Annotated in this window: 27 protein-coding genes; 25 read left to right on the top strand and 2 right to left on the bottom strand. The window is 58.5% G+C overall.

Annotated elements, in window-relative coordinates:
- The first annotated feature begins 196 nt into the window (after positions 1 to 196).
- From rpsP to rplS, 4 genes are read left to right on the top strand one after another with little or no spacing between them, the layout of a single operon-like run.
- A complete protein-coding gene (rpsP, locus tag TU81_RS12825; protein ID WP_003198088.1) occupies positions 197 to 448 on the top strand; it encodes a 30S ribosomal protein S16 in 252 nt (83 codons plus the stop codon).
- Positions 449 to 453: 5 nt separating this feature from the next.
- A complete protein-coding gene (rimM, locus tag TU81_RS12830; RefSeq protein ID WP_008014731.1) occupies positions 454 to 990 on the top strand; it encodes a ribosome maturation factor RimM in 537 nt (178 codons plus the stop codon).
- On the top strand, positions 972 to 1,745 hold the full coding sequence (gene trmD / locus TU81_RS12835) for a tRNA (guanosine(37)-N1)-methyltransferase TrmD (RefSeq protein ID WP_173667518.1): 774 nt from the start codon (positions 972 to 974) through the stop codon (positions 1,743 to 1,745). The genes rimM and trmD overlap by 19 nt, the downstream gene beginning before the upstream one ends.
- A gap of 45 nt (positions 1,746 to 1,790) precedes the next feature.
- Positions 1,791 to 2,141: a 50S ribosomal protein L19 gene (gene rplS, locus TU81_RS12840; RefSeq protein WP_003175895.1), complete on the top strand. Its 351-nt coding sequence runs from the start codon at positions 1,791 to 1,793 to the stop codon at positions 2,139 to 2,141.
- 279 nt (positions 2,142 to 2,420) lie between these two features.
- Here the strand turns inward: rplS and suhB are convergent, their stop codons facing one another.
- Complete coding sequence (suhB, locus tag TU81_RS12845) at positions 2,421 to 3,239, bottom strand: type III secretion system regulator SuhB (RefSeq protein WP_008014726.1); 819 nt, start codon at positions 3,237 to 3,239, stop codon at positions 2,421 to 2,423.
- A 145-nt stretch (positions 3,240 to 3,384) separates the two neighbouring features.
- Between suhB and trmJ the strand changes: the two genes are divergently transcribed.
- The 21 genes from trmJ to TU81_RS12950 all read left to right on the top strand — a co-directional run bounded on the left by trmJ (position 3,385) and on the right by TU81_RS12950 (position 22,274).
- On the top strand, positions 3,385 to 4,155 hold the full coding sequence (trmJ, locus tag TU81_RS12850) for a tRNA (cytosine(32)/uridine(32)-2'-O)-methyltransferase TrmJ (protein WP_038981726.1): 771 nt from the start codon (positions 3,385 to 3,387) through the stop codon (positions 4,153 to 4,155).
- Between the two features lie 2 nt (positions 4,156 to 4,157).
- Entirely contained in the window at positions 4,158 to 4,934 is a 777-nt protein-coding gene (gene cysE / locus TU81_RS12855) for a serine O-acetyltransferase (protein WP_007903579.1), read from the top strand.
- A gap of 239 nt (positions 4,935 to 5,173) precedes the next feature.
- Entirely contained in the window at positions 5,174 to 5,665 is a 492-nt protein-coding gene (gene iscR / locus TU81_RS12860) for a Fe-S cluster assembly transcriptional regulator IscR (RefSeq protein ID WP_007903581.1), read from the top strand.
- Between the two features lie 50 nt (positions 5,666 to 5,715).
- Positions 5,716 to 6,930: an IscS subfamily cysteine desulfurase gene (locus TU81_RS12865; RefSeq protein WP_030129843.1), complete on the top strand. Its 1,215-nt coding sequence runs from the start codon at positions 5,716 to 5,718 to the stop codon at positions 6,928 to 6,930.
- Between the two features lie 85 nt (positions 6,931 to 7,015).
- Positions 7,016 to 7,402, top strand: a complete 387-nt coding sequence (gene iscU / locus TU81_RS12870; RefSeq protein ID WP_003443374.1) for a Fe-S cluster assembly scaffold IscU — start codon at positions 7,016 to 7,018, stop codon at positions 7,400 to 7,402.
- Between the two features lie 34 nt (positions 7,403 to 7,436).
- Positions 7,437 to 7,760 (top strand): iron-sulfur cluster assembly protein IscA, encoded by a 324-nt coding sequence (gene iscA, locus TU81_RS12875; RefSeq protein ID WP_007903589.1) that lies wholly within the window; start codon positions 7,437 to 7,439, stop codon positions 7,758 to 7,760.
- A gap of 8 nt (positions 7,761 to 7,768) precedes the next feature.
- Positions 7,769 to 8,290 carry a co-chaperone HscB gene (gene hscB, locus TU81_RS12880; protein ID WP_008070981.1) on the top strand — a complete coding sequence of 174 codons (522 nt, stop codon included), beginning with the start codon at positions 7,769 to 7,771 and terminating at the stop codon, positions 8,288 to 8,290.
- Positions 8,291 to 8,341: 51 nt separating this feature from the next.
- On the top strand, positions 8,342 to 10,207 hold the full coding sequence (gene hscA, locus TU81_RS12885; protein ID WP_038981731.1) for a Fe-S protein assembly chaperone HscA: 1,866 nt from the start codon (positions 8,342 to 8,344) through the stop codon (positions 10,205 to 10,207).
- Positions 10,207 to 10,548, top strand: a complete 342-nt coding sequence (gene fdx, locus TU81_RS12890) for an ISC system 2Fe-2S type ferredoxin (RefSeq protein ID WP_048395462.1) — start codon at positions 10,207 to 10,209, stop codon at positions 10,546 to 10,548. Before hscA ends, fdx begins: the two co-directional genes overlap by 1 nt.
- A 14-nt stretch (positions 10,549 to 10,562) precedes the next feature.
- Positions 10,563 to 10,763 carry a Fe-S cluster assembly protein IscX gene (iscX, locus tag TU81_RS12895; RefSeq protein ID WP_038981733.1) on the top strand — a complete coding sequence of 67 codons (201 nt, stop codon included), beginning with the start codon at positions 10,563 to 10,565 and terminating at the stop codon, positions 10,761 to 10,763.
- Positions 10,764 to 10,855: 92 nt separating this feature from the next.
- Positions 10,856 to 11,281: a nucleoside-diphosphate kinase gene (gene ndk / locus TU81_RS12900; RefSeq protein WP_007916882.1), complete on the top strand. Its 426-nt coding sequence runs from the start codon at positions 10,856 to 10,858 to the stop codon at positions 11,279 to 11,281.
- A 28-nt stretch (positions 11,282 to 11,309) separates the two neighbouring features.
- Complete coding sequence (gene rlmN / locus TU81_RS12905) at positions 11,310 to 12,458, top strand: 23S rRNA (adenine(2503)-C(2))-methyltransferase RlmN (protein ID WP_007903600.1); 1,149 nt, start codon at positions 11,310 to 11,312, stop codon at positions 12,456 to 12,458.
- Between the two features lie 12 nt (positions 12,459 to 12,470).
- Complete coding sequence (gene pilW, locus TU81_RS12910) at positions 12,471 to 13,229, top strand: type IV pilus biogenesis/stability protein PilW (RefSeq protein WP_007903601.1); 759 nt, start codon at positions 12,471 to 12,473, stop codon at positions 13,227 to 13,229.
- Positions 13,229 to 14,266: a RodZ domain-containing protein gene (locus TU81_RS12915; protein WP_048395466.1), complete on the top strand. Its 1,038-nt coding sequence runs from the start codon at positions 13,229 to 13,231 to the stop codon at positions 14,264 to 14,266. The genes pilW and TU81_RS12915 overlap by 1 nt, the downstream gene beginning before the upstream one ends.
- Before the next feature lie 3 nt (positions 14,267 to 14,269).
- Positions 14,270 to 15,379, top strand: a complete 1,110-nt coding sequence (gene ispG / locus TU81_RS12920; RefSeq protein ID WP_008070966.1) for a flavodoxin-dependent (E)-4-hydroxy-3-methylbut-2-enyl-diphosphate synthase — start codon at positions 14,270 to 14,272, stop codon at positions 15,377 to 15,379.
- A gap of 24 nt (positions 15,380 to 15,403) precedes the next feature.
- Positions 15,404 to 16,693: a histidine--tRNA ligase gene (hisS, locus tag TU81_RS12925; protein ID WP_038981740.1), complete on the top strand. Its 1,290-nt coding sequence runs from the start codon at positions 15,404 to 15,406 to the stop codon at positions 16,691 to 16,693.
- A gap of 40 nt (positions 16,694 to 16,733) precedes the next feature.
- A complete protein-coding gene (locus TU81_RS12930) occupies positions 16,734 to 17,375 on the top strand; it encodes a tetratricopeptide repeat protein (RefSeq protein ID WP_038981743.1) in 642 nt (213 codons plus the stop codon).
- The gene (gene bamB / locus TU81_RS12935) at positions 17,368 to 18,519 is read left to right on the top strand and encodes an outer membrane protein assembly factor BamB (RefSeq protein WP_038981745.1); all 1,152 of its coding nucleotides are present in this window, start codon (positions 17,368 to 17,370) and stop codon (positions 18,517 to 18,519) included. Before TU81_RS12930 ends, bamB begins: the two co-directional genes overlap by 8 nt.
- A 135-nt stretch (positions 18,520 to 18,654) precedes the next feature.
- A complete protein-coding gene (der, locus tag TU81_RS12940) occupies positions 18,655 to 20,124 on the top strand; it encodes a ribosome biogenesis GTPase Der (protein WP_038981746.1) in 1,470 nt (489 codons plus the stop codon).
- A gap of 222 nt (positions 20,125 to 20,346) precedes the next feature.
- On the top strand, positions 20,347 to 21,495 hold the full coding sequence (locus tag TU81_RS12945) for a pyridoxal phosphate-dependent aminotransferase (RefSeq protein ID WP_048395469.1): 1,149 nt from the start codon (positions 20,347 to 20,349) through the stop codon (positions 21,493 to 21,495).
- The gene (locus tag TU81_RS12950) at positions 21,483 to 22,274 is read left to right on the top strand and encodes an amidohydrolase (protein ID WP_038983610.1); all 792 of its coding nucleotides are present in this window, start codon (positions 21,483 to 21,485) and stop codon (positions 22,272 to 22,274) included. The genes TU81_RS12945 and TU81_RS12950 overlap by 13 nt, the downstream gene beginning before the upstream one ends.
- 205 nt (positions 22,275 to 22,479) lie before the next feature.
- On the opposite strand, the gene leuA is transcribed toward TU81_RS12950, so the two are convergent.
- Positions 22,480 to 24,159 (bottom strand): 2-isopropylmalate synthase, encoded by a 1,680-nt coding sequence (gene leuA / locus TU81_RS12955; protein WP_038981750.1) that lies wholly within the window; start codon positions 24,157 to 24,159, stop codon positions 22,480 to 22,482.
- Positions 24,160 to 24,543: the final 384 nt, after the last annotated feature.

The raw sequence follows: 24,543 nt of genomic DNA on the forward strand, positions 1-24,543 counted from the left end.
AGCAAACCCGCACTTGGCGGGAGCTGACTGGCCGTTTTCAACGACGGCTCTATAGCAAATCTGCATGGCGACCGATAGGCCGCCGGAAAAAGACATTTGCAAAAGTCCGGATATTCCTTAGAATATGCGGCCTTTCGGGCACCTATGCCCGCTGTGCCTTTAGATTTGCAGCACCGACTACAGGAACGATGTTCACATGCTAACAATCCGTCTTGCCCTTGGCGGCTCCAAAAAGCGCCCGTTTTACCACTTGACCGTAACCGACAGCCGCAACCCGCGCGACGGTTCGCACAAGGAACAGGTTGGTTTCTTCAACCCTGTTGCTCGTGGTCAAGAAGTTCGTCTGTCCGTGAACCAAGAGCGCGTAGCCTACTGGCTGAGCGTTGGTGCACAACCTTCTGAGCGCGTTGCTCAGTTGTTGAAGGAATCTGCTAAGGCTGCGGCCTGAGCTATATGAACGCGACGCCAGCTGTTGCCGATGATTTGATCGTTATTGGCAAAATTTATTCTGTTCATGGCGTTCGCGGCGAAGTGAAGGTGTATTCCTTTACTGATCCGACTGAAAACCTGTTGCAGTACAAAACCTGGACGCTCAAGCGCGAAGGCAATGTGAAACAGGTCGAGCTGGTCAGCGGGCGTGGGAACGACAAGTTCCTGGTCGCAAAGCTCAAGGGTCTTGATGATCGTGAAGAAGCACGTCTTCTGGCTGGTTATGAGATCTGTGTGCCGCGCAACCTGTTCCCTGAATTGACCGACGGCGAGTACTACTGGTACCAGCTGGAAGGTCTGAAGGTTATTGATCAACTCGGGCAATTGCTCGGGAAAATCGATCATCTTCTGGAAACCGGCGCCAATGATGTAATGGTGGTCAAGCCTTGCGCTGGCAGCCTGGATGATCGCGAACGCCTGTTGCCCTATACGGAGCAATGCGTGTTGGCTGTCGACCTTGCCGCAGGCGAGATGAAGGTGGAATGGGATGCGGACTTCTAAACGTGGCTAACCTGCGCGTAGAAGTGATCAGTTTGTTTCCCGAGATGTTCTCCGCCATCAGCGAGTACGGCATCACCAGTCGTGCGGTGAAACAGGGGCTGTTGCAGCTCACCTGTTGGAATCCGCGAGACTACACGACGGATCGACATCACACTGTGGACGATCGCCCATTTGGCGGTGGTCCGGGCATGGTGATGAAGATCAAGCCCCTGGAAGATGCTCTGGTTCAGGCCAAGGCAGCAGCCGGGGAGGCGGCGAAGGTAATTTACCTGTCCCCCCAAGGCCGTCAACTGACTCAGTCGGCGGTACGCGAGTTGGCGAATCTGGATGCATTGATCCTGATTGCCGGCCGCTATGAAGGCATTGACGAGCGTTTTATTGATGCTCATGTCGATGAAGAGTGGTCGATTGGCGACTATGTACTGTCTGGCGGCGAGCTGCCGGCGATGGTCCTGATCGATGCGGTTACACGACTGCTGCCTGGAGCTTTAGGGCATGCGGACTCCGCCGAGGAAGATTCCTTTACGGATGGTTTGCTGGATTGCCCGCACTACACCCGACCGGAGGTGTATGCGGATCAGCGTGTTCCCGACGTATTGCTAAGTGGCAATCACGCGCACATCCGGCGTTGGCGTTTACAGCAGTCCCTTGGTAGGACCTTTGAACGACGCGCCGATCTTCTGGAAAGCCGCTCGCTTTCTGGAGAAGAGAAGAAGCTGCTCGAGGAATACATCCGCGAGCGGGACGATAGTTAACAACGTATCGATGGTAAATCCGACGATTTACCTTAGGAGCACAGCATGACTAACAAAATCATCCTTGCACTCGAAGCAGAGCAGATGACCAAAGAAATCCCTACCTTTGCCCCGGGCGACACCATTGTCGTTCAGGTGAAAGTGAAGGAAGGCGATCGTTCGCGTCTGCAAGCGTTCGAAGGCGTAGTTATCGCCAAGCGTAACCGCGGCGTAAACAGTGCTTTCACCGTTCGTAAAATCTCCAACGGTGTTGGCGTAGAGCGTACTTTCCAGACCTACAGCCCGCAAATCGACAGCATGGCCGTTAAGCGTCGCGGTGACGTACGTAAAGCCAAGCTGTACTACCTGCGTGACCTGTCCGGTAAAGCAGCTCGCATCAAGGAAAAACTGGCTTAAGTCCAGCTTCCGATGCCGAAACGCCAGCCTGTTCAGGCTGGCGATTCAAGAAAATGCCTCGTATCGAAAGATGCGGGGCATTTTTCGTTATGGTGCGGAACCTGTAGGAGCGAGGCTTGCCCGCGAAGAGGGTGTGTCAGTCGACATTGATGTTGCCTGGTATGCCGCCTTCGCGGGCAAGCCCGCTCCCACAAGGGGGTGTGCGGCATTGAGGGCTTTTTTCTGCGCAAAAAAAACGCCCCGAACAAGTCGGGGCGTTTTCTTGAGGTGCTTTTGCGTTTAGCGCTTCAGCGAGGCTGGCAGGTGCGGCTGGATCGCCGTCAATACTGCCTTGAAGCACTTGGTGTTGCCGGCGACGATGTGGCCTTTCTCAAGGAAGTCGTGACCGCCGGTGAAGTCGCTCACCAAGCCGCCAGCTTCCTGGATCAGCAGGGCGCCTGCAGCCATGTCCCATTCGGACAAGCCCGATTCCCAGAACGCATCGAAACGGCCGGCAGCCACGTAGGCCAGGTCCAGGCTCGCCGAGCCAGCGCGGCGGATGCCGGCGGTCTGGCCAACCAGGGCGCGGAACATGCCCAGGTAGTTGTCGAGGTTGTCCATCTGGTCGTCACGGAACGGGAAGCCGGTACCCAGCAGGGCGCCGTCCAGGCTGGTACGACCGCTGACGCGCAGGCGACGACCGTTCAGTTGGGCGCCGCGACCACGGCTGGCGGTGAATTCTTCCTGGCGAACCGGGTCCAGAACAACAGCGTGCTCCAGGCGACCGCGGTATTTGCAGGCAATGCTGACAGCGAAGTGAGGAATGCCGCGCAGGAAGTTGGTGGTGCCGTCCAGTGGATCGATGATCCACAGGTATTCTTCGCCTTCGATCCCGGTGCCGGCGTGCATGCCGGTTTCTTCACCCATGATCGAGTGATTAGGGTAGGCCTTGCGCAGCGCATCGATGATTTTCTGTTCGGCGGCGCGATCCACCTCGGATACGTAATCCTTGGCGTCTTTTTCGTCGACCTTGATGGTATCCAGGCGCTCGATGGAGCGGAAAATCAATTCACTGGCGCTGCGGGCGGCGCGCAGCGCGATATTCAGCATGGGCTGCATGGATGTGTCACCTAAGGTTGTTAAAGAAAGCCGGGCATTCTATCAGAAAGTTTCTACAGGTGAAGGTCGGCGTTCGCTTTCATAGCTTAACGGTAGGTTGAGCTGTAAGATTCTGCTCCCATTAAAGTGTTCGAGAGCGCCTCCCTTGCTGCAAAACATTCGTGTCGTCCTGGTCAATACCAGTCACCCCGGAAATATCGGCGGGGCTGCGCGTGCCATGAAGAACATGGGCCTGTCGCGGCTGGTGCTGGTCGAACCGCGGTTGTTCCCGCACCACGAGGCTGACGCGCGTGCGTCCGGCGCCGGTGACATCCTTGAAAATGCTCAGGTCGTCGCCACCCTGGAAGATGCCTTGGTCGGTTGCAATCTGGTGCTCGGTACCAGTGCTCGTGATCGTCGCATTCCTTGGCCTTTGCTCGATCCCCGCGAATGCGGCACGAAAGTGGTCGAGGAAGCTGGGCAGGGTGCCGAGATTGCCTTGGTGTTCGGTCGTGAAGATTCCGGCCTGACCAATGAAGAGCTGCAGCGATGTCATTATCACGTGCATATCCCATCAGACCCTGAGTTCAGTTCGCTGAACCTTGGGGCGGCGGTGCAGGTGTTGAGCTATGAAGTGCGCATGTCCTGGTTGGCGGCCGAAGGTCAGCCGAGCAAGGTCGAGAAGGATGAAGTGGCGTCCACCAAGAGTGGTGAGCTGGCGACCATGGATGAGCTGGAGCGATTCTATGAACACCTGGAGCAAACCCTGGTGGCCATCGAGTTCCTCGACCCGGAAAAACCACGGCACTTGATGGCGCGTCTGCGCCGGTTGTACGGACGCAGCTCGGTCAGCCGGGCGGAAATGAATATATTGCGTGGCATCCTCACGGAAACCCAGAAAGCGGCCCGTGGCGAGCTTCTAAAGCGGAAGGATTAATGATGTTCGAGCGTTTGCGTGAAGATATCCAAAGTGTTTTCCATCGTGACCCGGCGGCGCGTAATGCTTTTGAGGTTTTGACGTGCTACCCGGGCATGCACGCCATCTGGATCCATCGCCTGTCATCAGCGTTGTGGGGCATGGGCTGGAAATGGCTGGCGCGACTGGTGTCGAACTTCGGTCGTTGGTTGACCGGGATCGAGATTCATCCGGGGGCCAAGGTCGGTCGTCGCTTCTTTATTGACCACGGCATGGGCATTGTTATCGGTGAAACTGCCGAGATCGGCAACGATGTCACCCTGTATCAGGGCGTGACCCTTGGTGGCACCAGCTGGAACAAGGGCAAGCGTCACCCGACCCTGGAAGACGGCGTAGTGGTCGGGGCGGGCGCCAAGGTGCTCGGCCCGTTCACTGTTGGTGCCGGGGCCAAGGTGGGTTCCAATGCCGTGGTCACCAAGGCGGTTCCGCCCGGGGCGACAGTGGTGGGGATTCCTGGACGGATCATCGTCAAGTCCGATGAAGAACAGGATGCCAAGCGCAAGGCCATGGCCGAGAAGATTGGTTTCGATGCCTACGGTGTCGGTGAGGATATGCCGGACCCGGTGGCCCGAGCCATTAACCAGTTGCTCGATCATCTGCAGGCTGTAGATGGTCGACTTGAAGGGATGTGCGGGGCGCTGAAGGATCTGGGTAGCAATTACTGTGCGAAAGATCTGCCTGAACTGCGCGAAGAAGACTTTGCCTGTGTGAAGGACAAGGATCAGAGCCAGGCCAGCTAGACCGTGTCAGTTTCTTCGCGGGCAAGCCTCGCTCCTACAGGATTCGCGCAACCCATGTAGGAGCGAGGCTTGCCCGCGAAGAACGATAGCGCGCAATTGCTGGCTGTACGCGGTCAGCCTTTGCTATGATGCGCGCGCTCTTTTGCGGGTAAACCTGACTAAAGTACTAGGTCTTATAGTTGACTTAAATACTCGGGAATTGCATACTCGCCCCATTCCGAACTCCGTGGTAATTGTCCATGCGACTGACTACAAAAGGCCGATACGCCGTGACCGCCATGCTTGACCTGGCGTTGCACGCGCAGCACGGGCCGGTGTCCCTGGCCGATATCTCCGAGCGCCAAGGCATCTCCCTGTCCTACCTCGAACAGCTTTTTGCCAAATTGCGCCGCAGCAATCTGGTGTCCAGTGTTCGCGGTCCAGGCGGTGGTTACCAGCTGTCCCGCGACATGCAGGGCATCCAGGTCGCCCAGGTGATCGATGCGGTCAACGAATCGGTCGATGCAACCAAATGCCAGGGCCAGGGCGATTGCCATCAAGGCGACACCTGTCTGACCCACCACTTGTGGTGCGATCTGAGCCTGCAGATTCACGAATTTCTGAGCGGTATCAGCTTGGCTGACCTTGTAACTCGCCGTGAGGTGCAAGAAGTAGCCCAGCGTCAGGACCAGCGTCGTTGCAACAGCAAGGCGCCACGCCTGGACAAGATTGAAGCGTCCGCCGTCGAATGACAGCCAAAGAGCTAGCGGCACGCCAGCCAGCCTGATTTAGGAGATAGTCCATGAAATTGCCGATTTACCTTGATTACTCTGCGACGACCCCGGTTGATCCACGTGTCGCGCAAAAGATGAGTGAATGCCTGCTGGTCGACGGAAACTTCGGTAACCCGGCGTCCCGTTCCCACGTGTTCGGCTGGAAAGCTGAAGAGTCCGTCGAGAACGCTCGCCGTCAGGTCGCTGACCTGGTTAACGCCGACCCGCGTGAAATCGTCTGGACCTCCGGTGCCACCGAGTCCGACAACCTGGCAATCAAGGGTGCGGCGCATTTCTACTCCACCAAAGGCAAGCACCTGATCACCACCAAGATTGAGCACAAGGCTGTCCTCGACACCATGCGCCAACTGGAGCGTGAAGGTTTCGAAGTGACCTACCTCGACCCTCGTGAAGATGGTCTGGTCACTCCAGAGATGGTCGAAGCTGCCCTGCGCGACGACACCATCCTGGTGTCGATCATGCACGTGAACAACGAAATCGGCACCGTCAACGACATCGCAGCCATCGGCGAATTGACCCGCTCCAAGGGGATCCTGTTCCACGTCGACGCTGCTCAGTCTACCGGCAAGGTCGAGATCGACCTGTCGAAACTGAAAGTCGACATGATGTCGTTCTCTGCCCACAAAACCTACGGCCCTAAAGGCATCGGCGCGCTGTACGTCAGCCGCAAGCCGCGTGTTCGCATCGAAGCGACCATGCACGGCGGCGGTCACGAACGTGGCATGCGTTCCGGCACCCTGGCGACCCACCAGATCGTCGGCATGGGCGAAGCTTTCCGTGTAGCCAAGGAAGACATGGCTGCCGAGAACGTACGCATCAAAGCCCTGAGCGACCGTTTCTTCAAGCAGGTCGAAGGCCTGGAAGAGCTGTACGTCAATGGCAGCATGACCGCCCGCGTACCGCACAACCTGAACCTGAGCTTCAACTACGTTGAGGGCGAGTCGCTGATCATGGCGCTCAAGGATCTGGCGGTTTCGTCCGGTTCGGCCTGCACCTCGGCGTCGCTTGAGCCTTCGTACGTACTGCGCGCCCTGGGCCGCAACGACGAACTGGCACACAGCTCGATTCGCTTCACCTTCGGCCGTTTCACCACCGAAGAAGAAATCGACTACGCCGCGCAGAAAGTCTGCGAGGCCGTTACCAAGCTGCGTACTCTCTCGCCGCTGTGGGACATGTACAAAGATGGCGTCGACATTTCGAAAATCGAGTGGGCGGCGCACTGATATTCAAGTCGCCGCAACCGGGCCCTGCGAATCCACGATTGGCAGGGCTTCAAGAGCGACTCCTGATGAGTGAGGATTAAGAATCATGGCTTACAGCGAAAAGGTCATCGACCACTACGAGAACCCGCGCAACGTCGGCAAGATGGACGCGGAAGATCCTGATGTCGGCACCGGCATGGTCGGCGCTCCGGCGTGCGGCGACGTGATGCGCCTGCAGATCAAGGTCAACGAGCAAGGCATCATCGAAGACGCCAAGTTCAAGACCTACGGTTGCGGTTCGGCAATCGCCTCCAGCTCCCTGGCGACCGAGTGGATGAAAGGCAAGACTCTGGATGAAGCAGAGACCATCAAGAACACTCAGCTGGCCGAAGAACTGGCTCTGCCACCAGTAAAAATTCACTGCTCCGTACTTGCTGAAGACGCTATCAAAGCGGCTGTTCGCGACTACAAGCAGAAGAAAGGCTTGATCTGACTTTCAAGATTTGGCGACGAGTAAGGAGTCACCGATGGCTATCAGCATGACAGAAGCGGCTGCTCAACACGTGCGACGCTCCCTCAACGGGCGCGGCAAAGGTGAAGGGATTCGTCTGGGTGTTCGCACCACGGGCTGTTCCGGCCTTGCCTACGTGCTGGAGTTTGTCGACGAGGTGGTGGCAGAGGATCAGGTGTTCGAAAGTCACGGCGAGAAAGTGATCATCGACCCGAAAAGCCTCGCCTACCTGGACGGCACCGAACTCGATTTCGTCAAGGAAGGGTTGAACGAAGGCTTCAAGTTCAACAATCCCAACGTGCGCGGTGAATGTGGCTGCGGCGAAAGCTTCAACATCTGAGGCTGCGCGTGGGTACTCCTTGTCATTTCGCTTTATTTGAGCTGAAACCGAGCTTCCGTCTGGATCTCGATCAGTTGGCCACGCGCTACCGTGAGTTGGCGCGCGGTGTTCATCCGGACCGCTTTGCAGACGCTTCCGAGCGTGAGCAGCGGCTGGCGCTCGAGCAATCCGCGAGCCTCAACGAGGCCTACCAGACGCTCAAAAGCCCTCCCAAACGCGCGCGCTACCTGCTCGCCATGGGCGGTCGCGAGCTGCCGCTGGAGGTCACGGTGCATGATCCGGAGTTTCTTCTGCAGCAGATGGAGTTGCGTGAAGAGCTCGAAGACCTGCAAGACAGCGCCGATCTGGCGGGTGTCGCAGTGTTCAAGCGTCGCCTGAAGACCGCGCAGGATGAACTGAACGAAAGCTTCGCAGCCTGTTGGGATGATGCAGCGCAACGTGAGCAGGCCGAACGCCTGATGCGGCGCATGCAGTTCCTCGACAAGCTCACCTACGAAGTGCGCCAGTTAGAAGAGCGCCTCGACGATTAACCCAGTGCCGCTCCGGTCGCACGCCTGATATACAGATAAGTCCTGATAACGATGGCCCTACTGCAGATCGCCGAACCCGGCCAAAGTCCTCAACCGCACCAGCGTCGTCTGGCTGTGGGGATCGACTTGGGCACTACCAATTCGCTGGTCGCTGCATTGCGCAGTGGTCTTTCCGAGCCTCTGGCTGACGCGCAAGGGCAGGTCATCCTGCCGTCTGCCGTGCGCTATCACGCCGATCACGTCGAAGTCGGCGAGTCGGCCAAGCTGGCCGCCGCGTCCGATCCTTTGAACACTGTGCTGTCGGTCAAGCGCTTGATGGGTCGTGGTCTGTCCGACGTCAAGCAATTGGGCGATCAGCTGCCGTACCGTTTTGTCGACGGCGAATCGCACATGCCGTTCATCGACACGGTGCAAGGCCCGAAAAGCCCGGTCGAAGTCTCCGCCGATATCCTCAAGGTGCTGCGTCAGCGCGCTGAAGCGACCTTGGGTGGCGAATTGGTTGGTGCGGTGATCACCGTTCCGGCCTATTTCGATGACGCTCAGCGTCAAGCTACCAAGGATGCTGCCAAGCTGGCCGGTCTGAACGTGCTGCGTTTGCTCAATGAGCCAACCGCCGCCGCGGTCGCTTACGGTCTGGATCAGCACGCCGAAGGCCTGGTCGCGATTTATGATCTGGGCGGCGGCACCTTCGATATTTCGATTCTGCGCCTGACCGGCGGTGTCTTCGAAGTGCTGGCTACCGGCGGCGACAGCGCCCTGGGTGGCGATGACTTCGATCACGCCATTGCAGGCTGGATTATTGAGGGTGCCGGTTTGTCGGCCGACCTCGATCCGGGTACACAGCGCCATCTGCTACAAACCGCCTGTGCGGCCAAAGAAGCCCTGACCAACTGCTCGTCCGTCGAAGTTGCTTATGGCGACTGGAAGGCCGAGCTGACCCGTGAAGCCTTCAATGCGCTGATCGAGCCGATGGTCGCTCGCAGCTTGAAAGCCTGCCGCCGCGCGGTGCGTGATTCCGGTATCGAGCTGGAGGACGTTCACGCTGTGGTCATGGTCGGCGGCTCGACGCGCGTGCCTCGCGTCCGTGAAGCTGTTGCGCACGCCTTCGGTCGCGAACCGCTGACCGAAATCGATCCGGATCAAGTCGTCGCCATCGGTGCCGCGATCCAGGCCGATACCCTGGCCGGCAACAAGCGTGACGGCGGCGAACTGCTGTTGCTCGACGTGATTCCGTTGTCCCTGGGGCTGGAAACCATGGGCGGCCTGATGGAGAAGGTGATTCCGCGCAACACCACCATCCCCGTCGCCCGCGCCCAGGACTTCACGACTTATAAAGATGGCCAGTCGGCCATGGCGATCCACGTATTGCAGGGCGAGCGCGAGCTGATCAGCGACTGCCGCTCCCTGGCACGCTTCGAATTGCGCGGTATTCCGGCGATGGTGGCCGGTGCGGCGAAGATTCGCGTGACCTTCCAGGTCGACGCCGACGGTCTGCTCAGTGTCTCGGCCCGCGAATTGGGTTCGGGCGTCGAAGCCAGCATCCAGGTCAAGCCGTCCTACGGCCTGACCGACGGCGAAATCGCCAAAATGCTCAAGGATTCGTTCCAGCACGCCAACGACGATAAAGTCGCCCGCGTATTGCGTGAGCAGCAGGTCGATGCCCAGCGCCTGATCGAAGCGGTGCAGGGCGCTCTGGAGGTTGACGGCGAACGTTTGCTCGACGCCGAAGAGCGCATGGTCATCGAATTGCAGATGCAGGAACTGACCGAATTGATGAAAGGTACCGATGGTTACGCCATCGAGCAGCAGACCAAGCGTCTGTCGCAAGTGACCGATGCCTTTGCTGCCCGCCGCCTGGACTCGACGGTGAAAGCCGCTCTGGCGGGGCGCAACCTGAATGAAATCGAGGATAACTGATGCCGCAGGTCATTTTTCTGCCACACGAGAAGTTCTGCCCGGAAGGCATGGTTGTGGAGGCTGAGCCCGGTATTTCCATTCTCGAACTGGCCCATGAACACCATATCGAGATGGAAAGCGCCTGTGGCGGCGTCTGCGCCTGCACTACCTGCCATTGCATCATCCGCGAAGGTTTTGATTCGCTGGAAGAAGCGGATGAGTTGGAAGAAGACTTTCTTGATCGGGCCTGGGGTCTGGAAGCGCAATCGCGTCTAGGCTGTCAGGCGATCGTCGGAAATGAAGACCTGACCGTCGAAATTCCGAAATACTCGCTCAACCATGCAGCCGAAGCGCCGCACTGATTCAAGGAACCGACATGAGTCTGAAATGGGTTGATGTGCTTGAAATCGCGATCCAGCTGGCTGAAGCCAAGCCGGAAGTGGATCCGCGTTACGTGAACTTCGTCGATCTGCACAAATGGGTGCTGGCATTGCCGGAGTTCAGTGATGATCCGACCCGCGGTGGCGAGAAGGTGCTTGAAGCCATTCAGGCCGCCTGGATCGAAGAAGCAGACTGAATCTGCACCGTACGCAGTTAGGCAATACCAAAGAACCCGCGTATAATTCGCGGGTTTAATTTTTCGCAAATTACCGTTTCTGGAGTTACACCATGGCTGTTCAACGTACTTTCTCCATCATCAAGCCTGACGCTGTTGCAAAAAACGTTATCGGCGAGATCACCACTCGTTTCGAAAAAGCTGGCCTGCGCGTTGTAGCTTCGAAACTGAAGCAACTGTCCAAAGCTGAAGCTGAAGGCTTCTACGCTGAGCACAGCGCTCGTGGTTTCTTCGGCGACCTGGTTGCTTTCATGATCTCCGGTCCGGTTGTCGTTCAGGTTCTGGAAGGCGAAAACGCTATCGCTCTGAACCGTGAGCTGATGGGCGCTACCAACCCTAAAGAAGCTGCTGCCGGCACCATCCGCGCTGACTTCGCTGATTCCATCGACGCCAACGCTGTACACGGTTCGGACTCCGAAGCCGCTGCTGCTCGCGAAATCTCGTACTTCTTCGCAGCTACTGAAGTAACCACTCGCTAAGCATTGGCTTAAGAGTGAAGGTGAATCCATGACTACATCGACTGTAAAAACCAACCTGCTGGGTCTGACTCAACAGGAAATGGAAAAATTCTTCGACTCAATCGGGGAGAAGCGTTTCCGTGCCGGTCAGGTAATGAAATGGATTCACCACCTTGGCGTTGATGATTTCGACGCCATGACGAACGTCAGCAAGGCCTTGCGCGACAAGCTCAAGGCCATTGCTGAAGTCCGCGGCCCCGAAGTGGTCAGCGAGGACATCTCCACCGATGGCACCCGTAAGTGGGTGGTGCGCGTGGCGTCCGGTAGCTGCGTCGAGACCGTGTACATTCCCCAGGGCAAACGCGGCACTCTGTGCGTTTCGTCCCAGGCAGGCTGTGCCCTGGATTGCAGTTTCTGCTCCACCGGCAAGCAAGGTTTCAACAGCAACCTCACCGCCGCCGAAGTGATCGGTCAGGTGTGGATTGCCAATAAATCGTTCGGCAGCATCCCGGCGACCGCCGACCGTGCCATCACCAACGTGGTGATGATGGGCATGGGTGAGCCGCTGCTGAACTTCGACAACGTCGTGGCCGCCATGCATCTGATGATGGATGACCTGGGCTACGGGATCTCCAAGCGCCGCGTAACCCTGTCCACTTCGGGCGTGGTGCCGATGATCGATGAGCTGTCCAAGCACATCGATGTGTCCCTGGCGTTGTCGCTGCACGCACCAAACGACGCACTGCGTAACCAATTGGTGCCGATCAACAAGAAATATCCGCTTAAGATGCTGCTCGAGTCGTGCCAGCGCTACATGTCGTCCCTGGGCGAAAAGCGCGTGCTGACCATCGAGTACACCTTGCTCAAGGACATCAACGACAAGGTTGAACATGCCGTTGAGATGATCGAGTTGCTCAAGAACATTCCGTGCAAGATCAACCTGATTCCGTTCAACCCGTTCCCGCATTCCGGTTACGAGCGCCCGAGCAACAACGCGATTCGCCGTTTCCAGGATCAGCTTCACCATGCAGGCTTCAACGTCACCGTACGCACCACCCGCGGTGAAGACATCGATGCCGCGTGTGGCCAATTGGTAGGGCAGGTGCTGGATCGCACCCGTCGCAGCGAACGTTATATCGCCGTGCGCGAGTTGAGCGCCGAAAACGATATCGCAACAAACGCCGCGAACAATAATTAAGAGAGGATCTCTATGTCCCTGCGCTTCGCGCTGCTTGTGCTGTTGGCCAGCCTCTGTGCTGGTTGTGTCCTGTCGGGCGATTTCAACCCGATGAAGACCAGCAAGGGCCGTGATGAAGCGCGTGCCGCTTACGTGCAGCTGGGCCTGGGGTATCTGCAGCAAGGCATGACCGAGCGCGCCAAAGTCCCGTTGAAGAAGGCTTTGGACCTGGATAGCTCGGATCCTGACGCCAACGCGGCGCTGGGGCTGGTGTTCCAGGCCGAGATGGAGCCGGAACTGGCCGATCAGCATTTTCGCAAGGCACTGTCTTCTCGTCCCGCCGATGCGCGAATCCTGAATAACTACGGCAGTTTTCTTTTCGAAGAGAAACGTTACAAAGAGGCATACGAACGCTTCGAACAGGCCGCCGCCGATACCCTGTATCCTGAGCGTTCACGGGTTTTCGAAAACCTGGGCATGACCGCTTCAAAGCTTGGCCAGCGTGATCTGGCCCGCCAGCAACTGGAAAAAGCCCTGCGTTTGAATCGCCAACAACCACGTGCATTGCTGGAAATGGCTGAGTTGTCTTACGAAGACAGGCATTATGTGCCCGCGCGTGACTATTACGACCGTTTTAGCCTGCTCACCGAACAAAATGCACGTAGTCTATTGCTCGGCGTTCGGCTGGCAAAAGTGTTCGAAGATCGCGACAAGGCCGCCAGTTTTGGCCTGCAATTAAAACGACTCTATCCCGGTACGCCGGAATATCAGCAATACCTGTCGGAGCAATGATGAAAGCGGCGCATCCCGAAGTTGTAGCAGCGAATCGCGTTAACCCCGGTGAGACTTTGCGCCAGGCCCGCGAAAGCAATGGCTGGTCGCTGGCCGAAGTGGCCCTCAAGCTCAACCTCACCGTCAATTCCCTGAGTAATCTGGAAGCCGGCGCTTTCGACAAGCTGCCTGGGCACACCTTTGCCCGTGGCTATATTCGCGCGTATGCCAAATTGCTCGGCATGGACCAAACCGTTCTGGTCCAGCAGTTCGACCAATCCACCGGTACCGACTCCCAGGGCAGCAACGTCCACAGCCTGGGACGTATCGAAGAGCCGGTTCGGGTTTCCCACACCATTTTGCGAATTGTCAGCCTGCTGTTGCTGCTCGCGGTGATTGGCGGTGGTTTTATCTGGTGGCAGGATCAAACTTCATTGCGCACCAAGGACCTGACCGGCCTGGCTCCGGAACACGTTGAAGTCGAAGGCGCCGACGGCACCACCCAGATCCATCCTCTGGACGAGCCGGAAGATCAGGCCGTTGCGCAAGGTCAGGCTGAAGGTGAAACGCCTCTTGCGCTGCCTCAGGCCGAGACTTCGACCGAGGAGCCAGTCAGTGCCGAAACGAGCGCTCCGGTTCCAGCGTCAGCGGCTCCAGCAGTAATGCCTGCGGCTGCGGCCCACAGCACTGCTCCGGTTGTCGCGACACCAGCGACGCCAGCCCCGGCTGTTCCCGCTGTACCTGCACCGGTTATCACAGCTCCGATTGCTCCGACCGCCCCGGCTCCGGCTCCGGCTCCGGCAGCTCCGGTGGCTGGCCAAGGCCAGGTTCAACTGCAATTCACCGCCGATTGCTGGACGCAAGTGACCGATGGCACGGGTAAGGTGCTGTTGAGTGGTCTCAAGCGTAAAGGCGAAAATGTTACTGTCAGCGGCAAACCGCCTTTTTCCGTGCGTCTGGGCTTCGCCCGTGGCGCGCAGGTCAGCTACAACGGGCAGGTGGTTGATGTCGCTCCGTTCACCAGTGGCGAGACTGCTCGCCTGAAGTTGGGTCAATAAGTCATGCACGGCGAATCTCCAATCAAACGTCGCGAATCCCGCAAGATCTGGGTCGGCAACGTGCCCGTGGGCGGCGATGCGCCTATCGCTGTGCAGAGCATGACCAACAGCGATACCAATGACGTGGCCGCCACCGTGGCCCAGATCAACCGTCTGGAAGCCGCAGGTGTCGATATCGTGCGGGTTTCCGTGCCGGACATGGACGCCGCCGAAGCCTTCGGCAAGATCAAGCAGTTGGTCAAAGTGCCGTTGGTGGCTGATATCCACTTCGACTACAAAATCGCTTTGCGCGTCGCTGAACTGGGCGTCGATTGTCTGCGAATCAACCCGGGCAACATCGGTCGTGAAGACCGCGTGCGCGCGGTGGTCGATGCTGCCCGTGATCGCGGGATTCCGATCCGCATCGGCGTCAACGCCGGTTCCCTGGAAAAAGACCTGCAAAAGAAATATGGCGAGCCGACTCCAGCCGCGCTGGTCGAGTCTGCCTTGCGTCACGTCGAGCACCTCGAGCGCCTGAACTTCCAGGATTTCAAGGTCAGCGTGAAAGCTTCCGACGTGTTCATGGCCGTCGCCGCCTACCGCTTGCTGGCCAAGGAAATCGTCCAGCCGCTGCACTTGGGCATCACCGAAGCCGGTGGTTTGCGTTCAGGCACGGTGAAATCCGCCGTGGGCCTCGGTATGCTGCTCGCCGAAGGGATTGGCGATACTATTCGCATCTCGTTGGCGGCCGACCCGGTCGAGGAAGTGAAGGTCGGCTACGACATTCTCAAATCCCTGCACCTGCGTTCCCGTGGCATCAACTTCATCGCCTGCCCGAGCTGCTCGCGGCAGAACTTCGATGTGGTCAAAACCATGAACGAGCTGGAAGGGCGTCTCGAAGACCTGCTGGTGCCGCTGGATGTCGCGGTGATCGGTTGCGTGGTCAACGGACCGGGCGAAGCCAAGGAAGCCCATATCGGCTTGACCGGCGGCACGCCAAACCTGATTTACATCGACGGCAAGCCGGCGCAGAAACTGACTAATGACAATCTGGTGGATGAGCTTGAACGCTTGATCCGCCAGAAAGCGGCCGAAAAGGTCGAAGCTGACGCAGCAGTCATTGCGCGCGGCTAAGTCGAACGAATTTAAGGATTTAAAGTGAGCAAGTCTCTGCAAGCCATTCGTGGCATGAACGACATCCTGCCCGAACAGACTCCCCTGTGGCGTCATTTTGAGGGCACTGTTTCGCGTTTGCTGGATAACTACGGTTACAAGCAGATTCGCATGCCGATCGTCGAGTTCACCGAGCTGTTCAAACGCTCCATCGGTGAAGTGACCGACATCGTCGAAAAGGAGATGTACACCTTCGACGACCGCAACGGCGATTCCCTGACCCTGCGCCCTGAAGGCACAGCGGCCTGCGTGCGTGCGGTGCTCGAGCACGGCATCACCGGCGGCGGCCAGGTGCAGAAGCTCTGGTACATCGGCCCGATGTTCCGTCACGAACGTCCACAGAAAGGTCGTTATCGCCAGTTCCACCAGATCGGTTGCGAAGTCTTCAACCTCGACGGTCCGGACATCGACGCCGAGCTGATCGTGCTGACCTGGCGCCTGTGGGGAGAGCTGGGTATCCGCGATGCGGTCAAGCTCGAACTCAATAGCCTGGGCACCAGCGAGTCCCGTGGTCGTTATCGTGAAGCACTGGTCGAATACCTGTCCGCTCGCCTGGATCAACTGGACGAAGACAGCCAGCGCCGTCTGAAGACCAACCCGCTGCGGGTTCTGGATACCAAGAATCCCGACACTCAAGCGGCGTTGGCCGACGCGCCAAAAATGGCCGACTACCTCGACGAAGAATCCCGCGTGCACTTCGAGGGCCTCAAGGCTCGTCTGGACGCCGCCGGCATTCCTTATGTAATCAACCCTAAGCTGGTTCGCGGGCTGGATTACTACAGCAAGACCGTTTTCGAATGGGTCACTGACAAGTTGGGCGCCCAGGGCACCGTGTGTGCCGGTGGTCGCTACGACGGTCTGGTGGAGCAGATGGGCGGCAAGCCGACCACGGGCGTTGGTTTTGCCATGGGTATCGAGCGCTTGGTGCTATTGCTTGAAACCCTGGAGCAGATTCCCGAAGAAATCTCCCGTCAGGTCGATGTCTACCTCTGCGCCTTCGGTGAAGCCGCCGAGCTGGCCGGTCTGGTCCTGAGCGAGCGCGTTCGTGATCAATTGCCCAACCTGCGCCTGCAAGTCAATGCCGGCGCCGGCAGCTTCAAAAGCCAGTTCAAGAAAGCCGACAAGAGCGGTGCGCTGTACGCATTGATCCTCGGTGACGACGAAATGGCCCAGCAAGTGGTAGGTTTCAAACCCCTGCGTGGCCAGGGCGAACAACAAAGCATTGCCTGGGATGCGCTTGCTGCACACCTGGCCACCTGCGTCGTGCAGGGTTGAAGCTGTCAAACAGCCGATTTAGCGATTAAGGAGTATTGGGGTGTCGAGTACCGAAGACGAACATCTGGCGGAGTTGAAGGACTGGTGGACACGCAACGGCAAGCCCCTGGTCACTGGCGGCCTGTTGGCGCTGGTCATCGTGTTCGGCTGGCAGGCCTTTCAGAAGTATCAGAGCAATCAGTCGCAAGGCGCCTCGATTCTCTATCAGCAATTGCTCGAAACCACGCTGACGCCTGATGGCAAGCCTGATGCTGCACGTGTTTCGGATCTGGCTGGCAAGCTCAACAGCGAGTTCGGCGGCACCGCTTACGCGCAATACGGCAGCCTGTTCGTGGCGAAAGTCGCGGTCGATAGCGGCAAGCTGGACGACGCAGTCAGCGAGCTGAAAGCCATTGTCGACAAACCGGCCAATCCGGCACTCGGCGAAATTGCCCGTCAGCGCCTGGCGCAGGTACTGGCCGCGCAGAACAAGGTCGATGAAGCCCTGAAACTGCTCGAAGGCGATGCCGACAAAGCCTTCCTGGCTACTCGCGAAGAACTCAAAGGCGACCTGCTGGTGCAGTTGGGTCGTACCGACGAAGCGAACACGGCGTATCAAAAAGCCAAGGCGGCACTGTCGGATGAAGCGGCGGTCGGTGGCCTACAAATCAAGCTGGACGACCTGGCCAAAGGGGATGCGTGACGTGATCCGTTGGAAACATGCAGCATTGCTGGCTCTGGCCATATTGGCCGCGGGTTGCAGCAGCAACAGCAAAAAAGAATTGCCACCGGCCGAGTTGACCGACTTCAAAGAAGAAGTGGTTCTGCAAAAGCAGTGGAGTCGTTCGATCGGTGACGGTCAGGGCGAAACCTACAACATGCTGGTTCCGGCGATCGATGGCGATACCATCTATGCCGGCGACGTCACCGGTGTGGTGATGGCGATGGATCGCAGCAATGGCGACGTCAAATGGAAGAAAGATCTCGAACTGCCTGTTTCCGGCGCCGTTGGCGTGGGTTACGGTCTGGTCATGATCGGCACGCTGAAGGGCGAAATCGTTGCCCTGGACGCCAGCAGCGGTGAAGAGAAATGGCGCGCTCGCGTGACCAGTGAAGTGCTCGCGCCGCCGGCCACCAACGGTGACGTTGTTGTGGTTCAGACCCAGGATGACCGTCTGATCGGTCTGGATGCCGCTACCGGTAACCAGCGCTGGTTGTACGACAGCACGCCAGCGGTTCTGACCCTGCGCGGCACCAGCGCACCGATCGTCACCAACCGCCTCGCGGTGGCTGGCCTGTCGACCGGTAAAGTGGTCGCTCTGGATGTTTCCAACGGCGTGCCGGTATGGGAACAACGCGTAGCGATTCCACAAGGTCGTTCGGAACTGGAGCGTGTGGTCGATATCGACGGTGGCTTGCTGCTGTCCGGCGGTACACTGTATGTCGCCAGCTACCAGGGTCGTGTCGCGGCACTGGACCTGGAAAGCGGTCGTCAACTCTGGCAGCGTGATGCTTCCAGCTATGCCGGCGTTGCTCAGGGTTTTGGCAGCGTCTACGTGAGCCTGTCCGCAGGCACCGTTGAAGGCGTCGACGAACGTTCTACCACTGCTTTGTGGAGCAACGATTCGCTGGCCCGCCGTCAACTGTCGGCTCCGGAAGTGTTCTCCAGCTATGTTGCAGTCGGTGATATGGAAGGTTACCTGCACCTGCTGAGTCAGGTGGACGGTCGTTTCGTCGGCCGCGAGCGCATTGACAGCGACGGCCTGCGTGCCCGTCCGCTGGTGGTGGGTGACACGATTTATCTGTATGGCAACAGTGGCAAACTGGAAGCCCTGACCATTAAGTAAAGACTATGCTTGGGGTTTAACCCCCAAGCGGCCCCGTTTTGCGGGGCTCGCAGTGCTTACAGGCGCTGCCCCGAGCACCAGCCGCTGCCTCGCAGCGGCTTTTGTATTTTCTGAAATAACGAAGTGGAGAGCCGCATGGTTCCCGTAATCGCCCTGGTGGGCCGACCGAACGTCGGCAAGTCCACCTTGTTCAACCGCCTGACCAGGACTCGCGACGCCATCGTCGGCGACTTGTCCGGTCTGACCCGTGATCGCCAGTACGGTGAGGCCAAGTGGCAAGGGCGTTCCTACATTCTGGTCGACACCGGCGGTATCTCCGGTGACGAGCACGGTATGGACGAAAAAATGGCCGAGCAGTCGCTGCTGGCCATTGAAGAAGCGGATGTCGTTCTATTCCTGGTAGATGCCAAGGCCGGTTTCACCGCGGCCGACCAGATGATCGCCGAGCACTTGCGCAAGCGTAACAAGCGTTCTTACGTGGTTGCCAACAAGGTCGACAACATCGACCCTGAAATGGCCCGCGCCGAATTCGCCCCGTTGGGCATGGGCCACGCGATCCCGATCGCCGGTGCTCATGGTCGTGGCATCACCCAGATGCTGGAAATCGCCCTCAGCGACTTCCCGAAAGACGAAGAAGAACCGGAAGAAGGCGAGGAAGAGATCGTTGCCGAAGGCGAGGAAGCCAAGCGCATTCCTGGCCCAAGCGAAAAAGACGGTATCAAGATCGCCATCATCGGCCGTCCGAACGTTGGCAAATCGACCTTGGTCAACCGCATGCTCGGTGAAGACCGGGTAATCGTTTATGACCAGCCCGGCACCACCCGCGACAGTATCTACATCCCGTTCGAGCGTAACGACGAGAAGTACACGCTGATCGACACCGCCGGTGTGCGCAAGCGCGGCAAGATCCACGAAGAAGTCGAAAAGTTCTCCGTGGTCAAAACCCTGCAAGCGATCAAAGACGCCAACGTGGTGATCTTCGTGATGGATGCCCGCGAAGGCGTGGTGGACCACGACCTCAACCTGCTGGGCTTCGCCATTGAATCGGGTCGTGCGCTGGTCATCGCGATCAACAAGTGGGACGGCATGACGCCGAGCGAGCGCGACTTCGTGAAGGTCGAGCTGCAACGTCGACTGTTCTTCGTTGACTACGCCGACATCCACTTCATCTCGGCGCTGCACGGCACCGGCGTAGGCAACCTCTACGCCTCGGTACAGAACTCGTTCAAGTCCGCGGTCACCCGCTGGCCGACCAACCGCCTGACCCAGATTCTGGAAGATGCGGTTGGCGAGCACGCGCCACCGATGGTCAACAACCGCCGGATCAAACTGCGTTATGCCCACTTGGGTGGTGCCAACCCGCCGATCATCGTGATCCACGGTAACCAGATCGAGAAGGTGCCGAAGTCTTACGTTCGTTACCTGGAAAACACTTACCGTCGTGTCTTGAAGCTGGTCGGTACGCCGATCCGCATCGAGTTCAAGGGCGGCGAGAACCCGTATGAAGGCAACAAAAATTCGCTCACCGACCGTCAGGTCAACAAGAAGCGTCGCATGATGTCGCACCACAAGAAGGCCGACAAAAAGCGCCGCGACAAGCGCTGATTTATGGCTAACCCGGTTCCTGTGGGAGCGGGCTTGCCCGCGATGAACAATAACGCGGTGTACCTGTAACACCGCGGCGTGACTATCGCGGGCAAGCCACGCTCCCACAGGATCGGGTTACAGAAAGGGCGCTTTATGCGCCTTTTTTTATGGGCGCCGTTTGGGCTATTCTCGAGCTCTCCCGTGCCGTCGTAGAGCCGGGTGTAGCGCAGGGAATCACCGATGATCACCAGTAAGCTGCCGAATGTCGGCATCACTATCTTCACGCAGATGTCTCAGCTCGCGGCGCAAACCGGGGCGATCAATCTGTCCCAGGGTTTTCCCGATTTCGACGGCCCGCAGGCCCTGCGCGATGCAGTCGGTCGGCATATCGCCAGTGGCCACAACCAGTATTCACCGATGACTGGCCTGCCGGTGTTGCGTCAGCAGATTGCGGCGAAGATCGCTCGCAGCTACGGCGCCCATGTCGATGGCGACAGCGAAGTGACGGTCACCCCTGGCGCGACTCAGGCGATCTTCTGCGCCATTCAGACGGTGATCCATAGCGGTGACGAAGTCATCGTGTTTGACCCGGCCTACGACAGTTATGAACCTTCGGTGGAGCTGGCGGGTGGCCGTTGCGTGCATGTGCAACTGGGCCTTAACGATTTCAGCATCGACTTCCAGAAGCTTGCTGAAGCCATTACGCCGCGTACGCGGATGATTATCCTCAATACCCCGCACAACCCCAGCGGCGCGTTGATCAATCGTGCCGAGCTGGATCAGTTAGCAGCGTTGATCCGCGACCGCGATATCTATGTAATCAGCGACGAAGTCTACGAACACCTGGTATTCGACGGCGTGCCTCACGTCAGCGTATTGGCCCACGAAGAACTCTATCAACGCGCATTTGTGGTCAGCTCGTTCGGTAAGACGTACCACGTCACCGGTTGGAAAACCGGTTATGTAGTGGCACCGCCAGCCCTCACCGCCGAGCTGCGCAAGGTTCACCAATACGTCAGTTTCTGCGGCGTGACGCCCCTGCAATACGCGTTGGCCGATTACATGGCCGAGCACCCGGAACACGTCGAAGAGTTGCCGGATTTCTATCAGGCCAAGCGCGATCTGTTCTGTGATCTGCTGGCGCCGTCACGCTTCAGTTTCAGCCGCGTGGCCGGTACTTATTTCCAATTGGTCGATTACTCGCAGATTCGCCCGGACCTCAATGACGTCGAGATGGCGCTATGGATGACCCGCGAACATGGCGTCGCGAGCATCCCGATCTCGGTGTTCTACCAGACGCCACCGGTCGGCCAGCGCCTGGTGCGCCTGTGCTTTGCCAAACGCGAGGAGACCCTGCGTGAAGCAGCGGCAAAACTATGCGTGATCTGAGTGCTCTGCCCAATCTGAATGTTGCGCTGATCCAGACCACCCTGGCCTGGCATGATCGTCAGGCCAATCTGGAGCATTTCGAGCCCTTGCTGGAACAGGCTCGCGGCGCTGACCTGATCATCCTGCCGGAGATGTTCACCACCGGTTTCTCCATGGAATCGGAAACCCTCGCCGAGCCGGAAAATGGCCCCACCAGTAAATGGCTGCGGGTTCAGGCGGCGAAACTGGATGCGGTGATCACCGGCAGCATCATCGTTCAGGTGCCTGACGGCAGTCATCGCAATCGTCTGTTGTGGGCGCGGCCGGACGGGGAGGTGTGGCACTACGACAAGCGTCATCTGTTCCGCATGGCGGGTGAGCACAACCATTTCACCCCGGGCGAGCGTCAGGTGCAGTTCGAATTGAAGGGCTGGCGAGTGCGGCCGCTGATTTGCTACGACCTGCGTTTCCCGGTCTGGAGCCGCGACCCTCAAGACACCGATCTATTGTTGTACACCGCCAATTGGCCAGGCGCACGACGTCAGCACTGGAACCGTTTGCTACCGGCACGGGCGATTGAAAACCTCTGCTATGTGGCGGCGGTGAACCGCATCGGTACCGATGGCAAAGGCTTTGCGTATACCGGTGACAGTCAGGTCCTGGATTTTCAGGGTGAGACGTTGCTCAGCGCAGGTGATGCCGATGGGGTCTTCAAGGTTGTTCTGGATGCGGCGGAGCTGGCTGCTTATCGCACGCGGTTTCCGGCGAATCTGGATGCGGATACCTTCGAGTTCACCTGAGACTTTCGCTGCCTGACCGTCCGTCTTCGCGAGCAAGCCCGCTCCCACACTTGATCGGTGTGAACACAGATTTTGTGTACACCAAAAATCCACTGTGGGAGCGGGCTTGCTCGCGAAGAAGCCAGAACAGGCAACACAAAAATCCCAGGCAAACAAAAAGGCCCCGAGGTTCACACCCCGGGGCCTTTTGCGTTGCAGCGCAAACTTACGCCGCTTTCGCTTCCGGCTGGCTCAGGGAGCGGTTCAGCGCGCTGAACAGGGCCTTGAAGCTGGCGGTGGTGATGTTTTCATCGATGCCGACGCCGTGCACCGCACGTTCACCGTTTACGCGCAGTTCAATGTAGGCCGCAGCCTTGGCATTGGTGCCCGCGCCGATGGCGTGTTCGTTGTAGTCCATGATTTCCACCGGGATCGGCAGACCGGCCACCAGTGCTTCCAGCGCGCCGTTGCCTTTGCCACGCCAGTGCAGGTTGGTTTCGCCCTGACCTTTGCTGGAGACTTCCACTTCCACGGCGCTGTGACCGTTTTCTTCCTGCAAGCGATGGCTGACCAGCGCGTACGGGGTGTTGGCCTGCAAGTACTCGCTGTGCAGCAGCGCGTGGATCTGCTGGGCTGTCATCTCCAGGCCCAGGCGATCGGTTTCACGCTGCACGACCTGGCTGAACTCGATCTGCATGCGGCGCGGCAAGTTGATGCCGTATTCCTGTTCCAGCAGGTAAGCGATACCGCCCTTGCCCGACTGGCTGTTGACGCGAATCACTGCCTCGTAGCTACGGCCGATGTCGGCCGGGTCGATCGGCAAGTACGGCACTTCCCACAGGGCGTCCGGTTTCTGCTGGGAGAAGCCCTTGCGGATCGCATCCTGGTGGGAACCGGAGAACGCGGTGTGAACCAGGTCGCCGACATAGGGGTGACGTGGGTGCACCTGGATCTGGTTGCATTCTTCGACGACTTTGCGCACGCCGTCGATATCGGAAAAGTCCAGTTCAGGGTGGATGCCCTGGGTGTAGAGGTTCAATGCCACGGTCACCAGATCGACGTTACCGGTACGCTCGCCGTTGCCGAACAGGCAACCTTCGACACGGTCGGCGCCGGCCATCAGGCCCAGCTCGGTGGCGGCTACGCCAGTGCCACGGTCGTTGTGGGTGTGCAGGCTGATGATCACGCTGTCACGACGGTTGATGTGGCGACCGAACCATTCGATCTGGTCGGCATAGATGTTCGGGGTGGCGCATTCGACGGTGGCAGGCAGGTTGAGGATCACCTTGTGCTCAGGCGTCGGGTTCCACACTTCGATGACCGCGTCGCAGACTTCCTTGGCGAACTCCAGCTCGGTGGCGCTGAAGGTTTCTGGCGAGTACTCGAAGGTCCACTCGGTGTCTGGCTGCTGGGCGGCGTATTTGACGAACAGCTTGGCGGCGTTCACGGCGATGGCCTTGATCCCGTCCTTGTCCTGATTGAAGACAATGCGGCGGAAGGAAGGGGAGGTCGCGTTGTACAGGTGAACGATGGCTTTCTTGGCACCGCGCAGGGATTCGAAGGTGCGTGCGATCAAGTCTTCACGGCCCTGGGTCAGCACCTGAATGGTGGTGTCGTCCGGGATGTGGCCGTCTTCGATCAGGGTACGCACGAAGTCGAAGTCGGTTTGCGAAGCAGCCGGGAACGAGGCTTCGATTTCTTTCACACCGACTTGCACCAGCGTTTTCCAGAAGCGCAGCTTTTTGACCGCGTCCATGGGCTCGATCAGCGACTGGTTACCGTCACGAAGGTCCGAGCTGCACCAGATCGGCGCTGCGGTGATGGTCTTCGATGGCCAGGTGCGGTCCGGGATATCGATGGTCGGGAACGCGCGGTATTTCGAAGACGGGTCTTTGAGCATGCTCATCGGAAAATCCTTATTGTGTGGGCCGAAAAAAGGCGGCCTGCCGGTGGATCAAATGTTCTGGGGATAAAACGTAAGACGAGGCACCGCGATTCAGCCTGGCAGTCGTGCGCTGACGAGGCACAGGCTGCGGTGCTGGCGAAGCTGAATGAGGGTGTGAGAGGTTTTCATGCCTTCAACCCTAACCGCGGGGGGAAAGGATGGCAAGCAGTCGAAAAAAATTGAGAGGAATACTCGAAAAGTCGAGTTTATTGAGATTTTGTTGCGGTAAATGACAGGGATTGTATTGATGTTTGCGCGAGGTTTGAGCGATGCGCAATTGAAAGTTGGCGATTGTAGTTCGGTCGACGCAGCTATTCTTAAAGCCTCAACCAGGCGACCAGGAAG

It is taken from the genome of Pseudomonas lini, from assembly GCF_001042905.1.
GTDB lineage: Bacteria > Pseudomonadota > Gammaproteobacteria > Pseudomonadales > Pseudomonadaceae > Aquipseudomonas > Aquipseudomonas lini.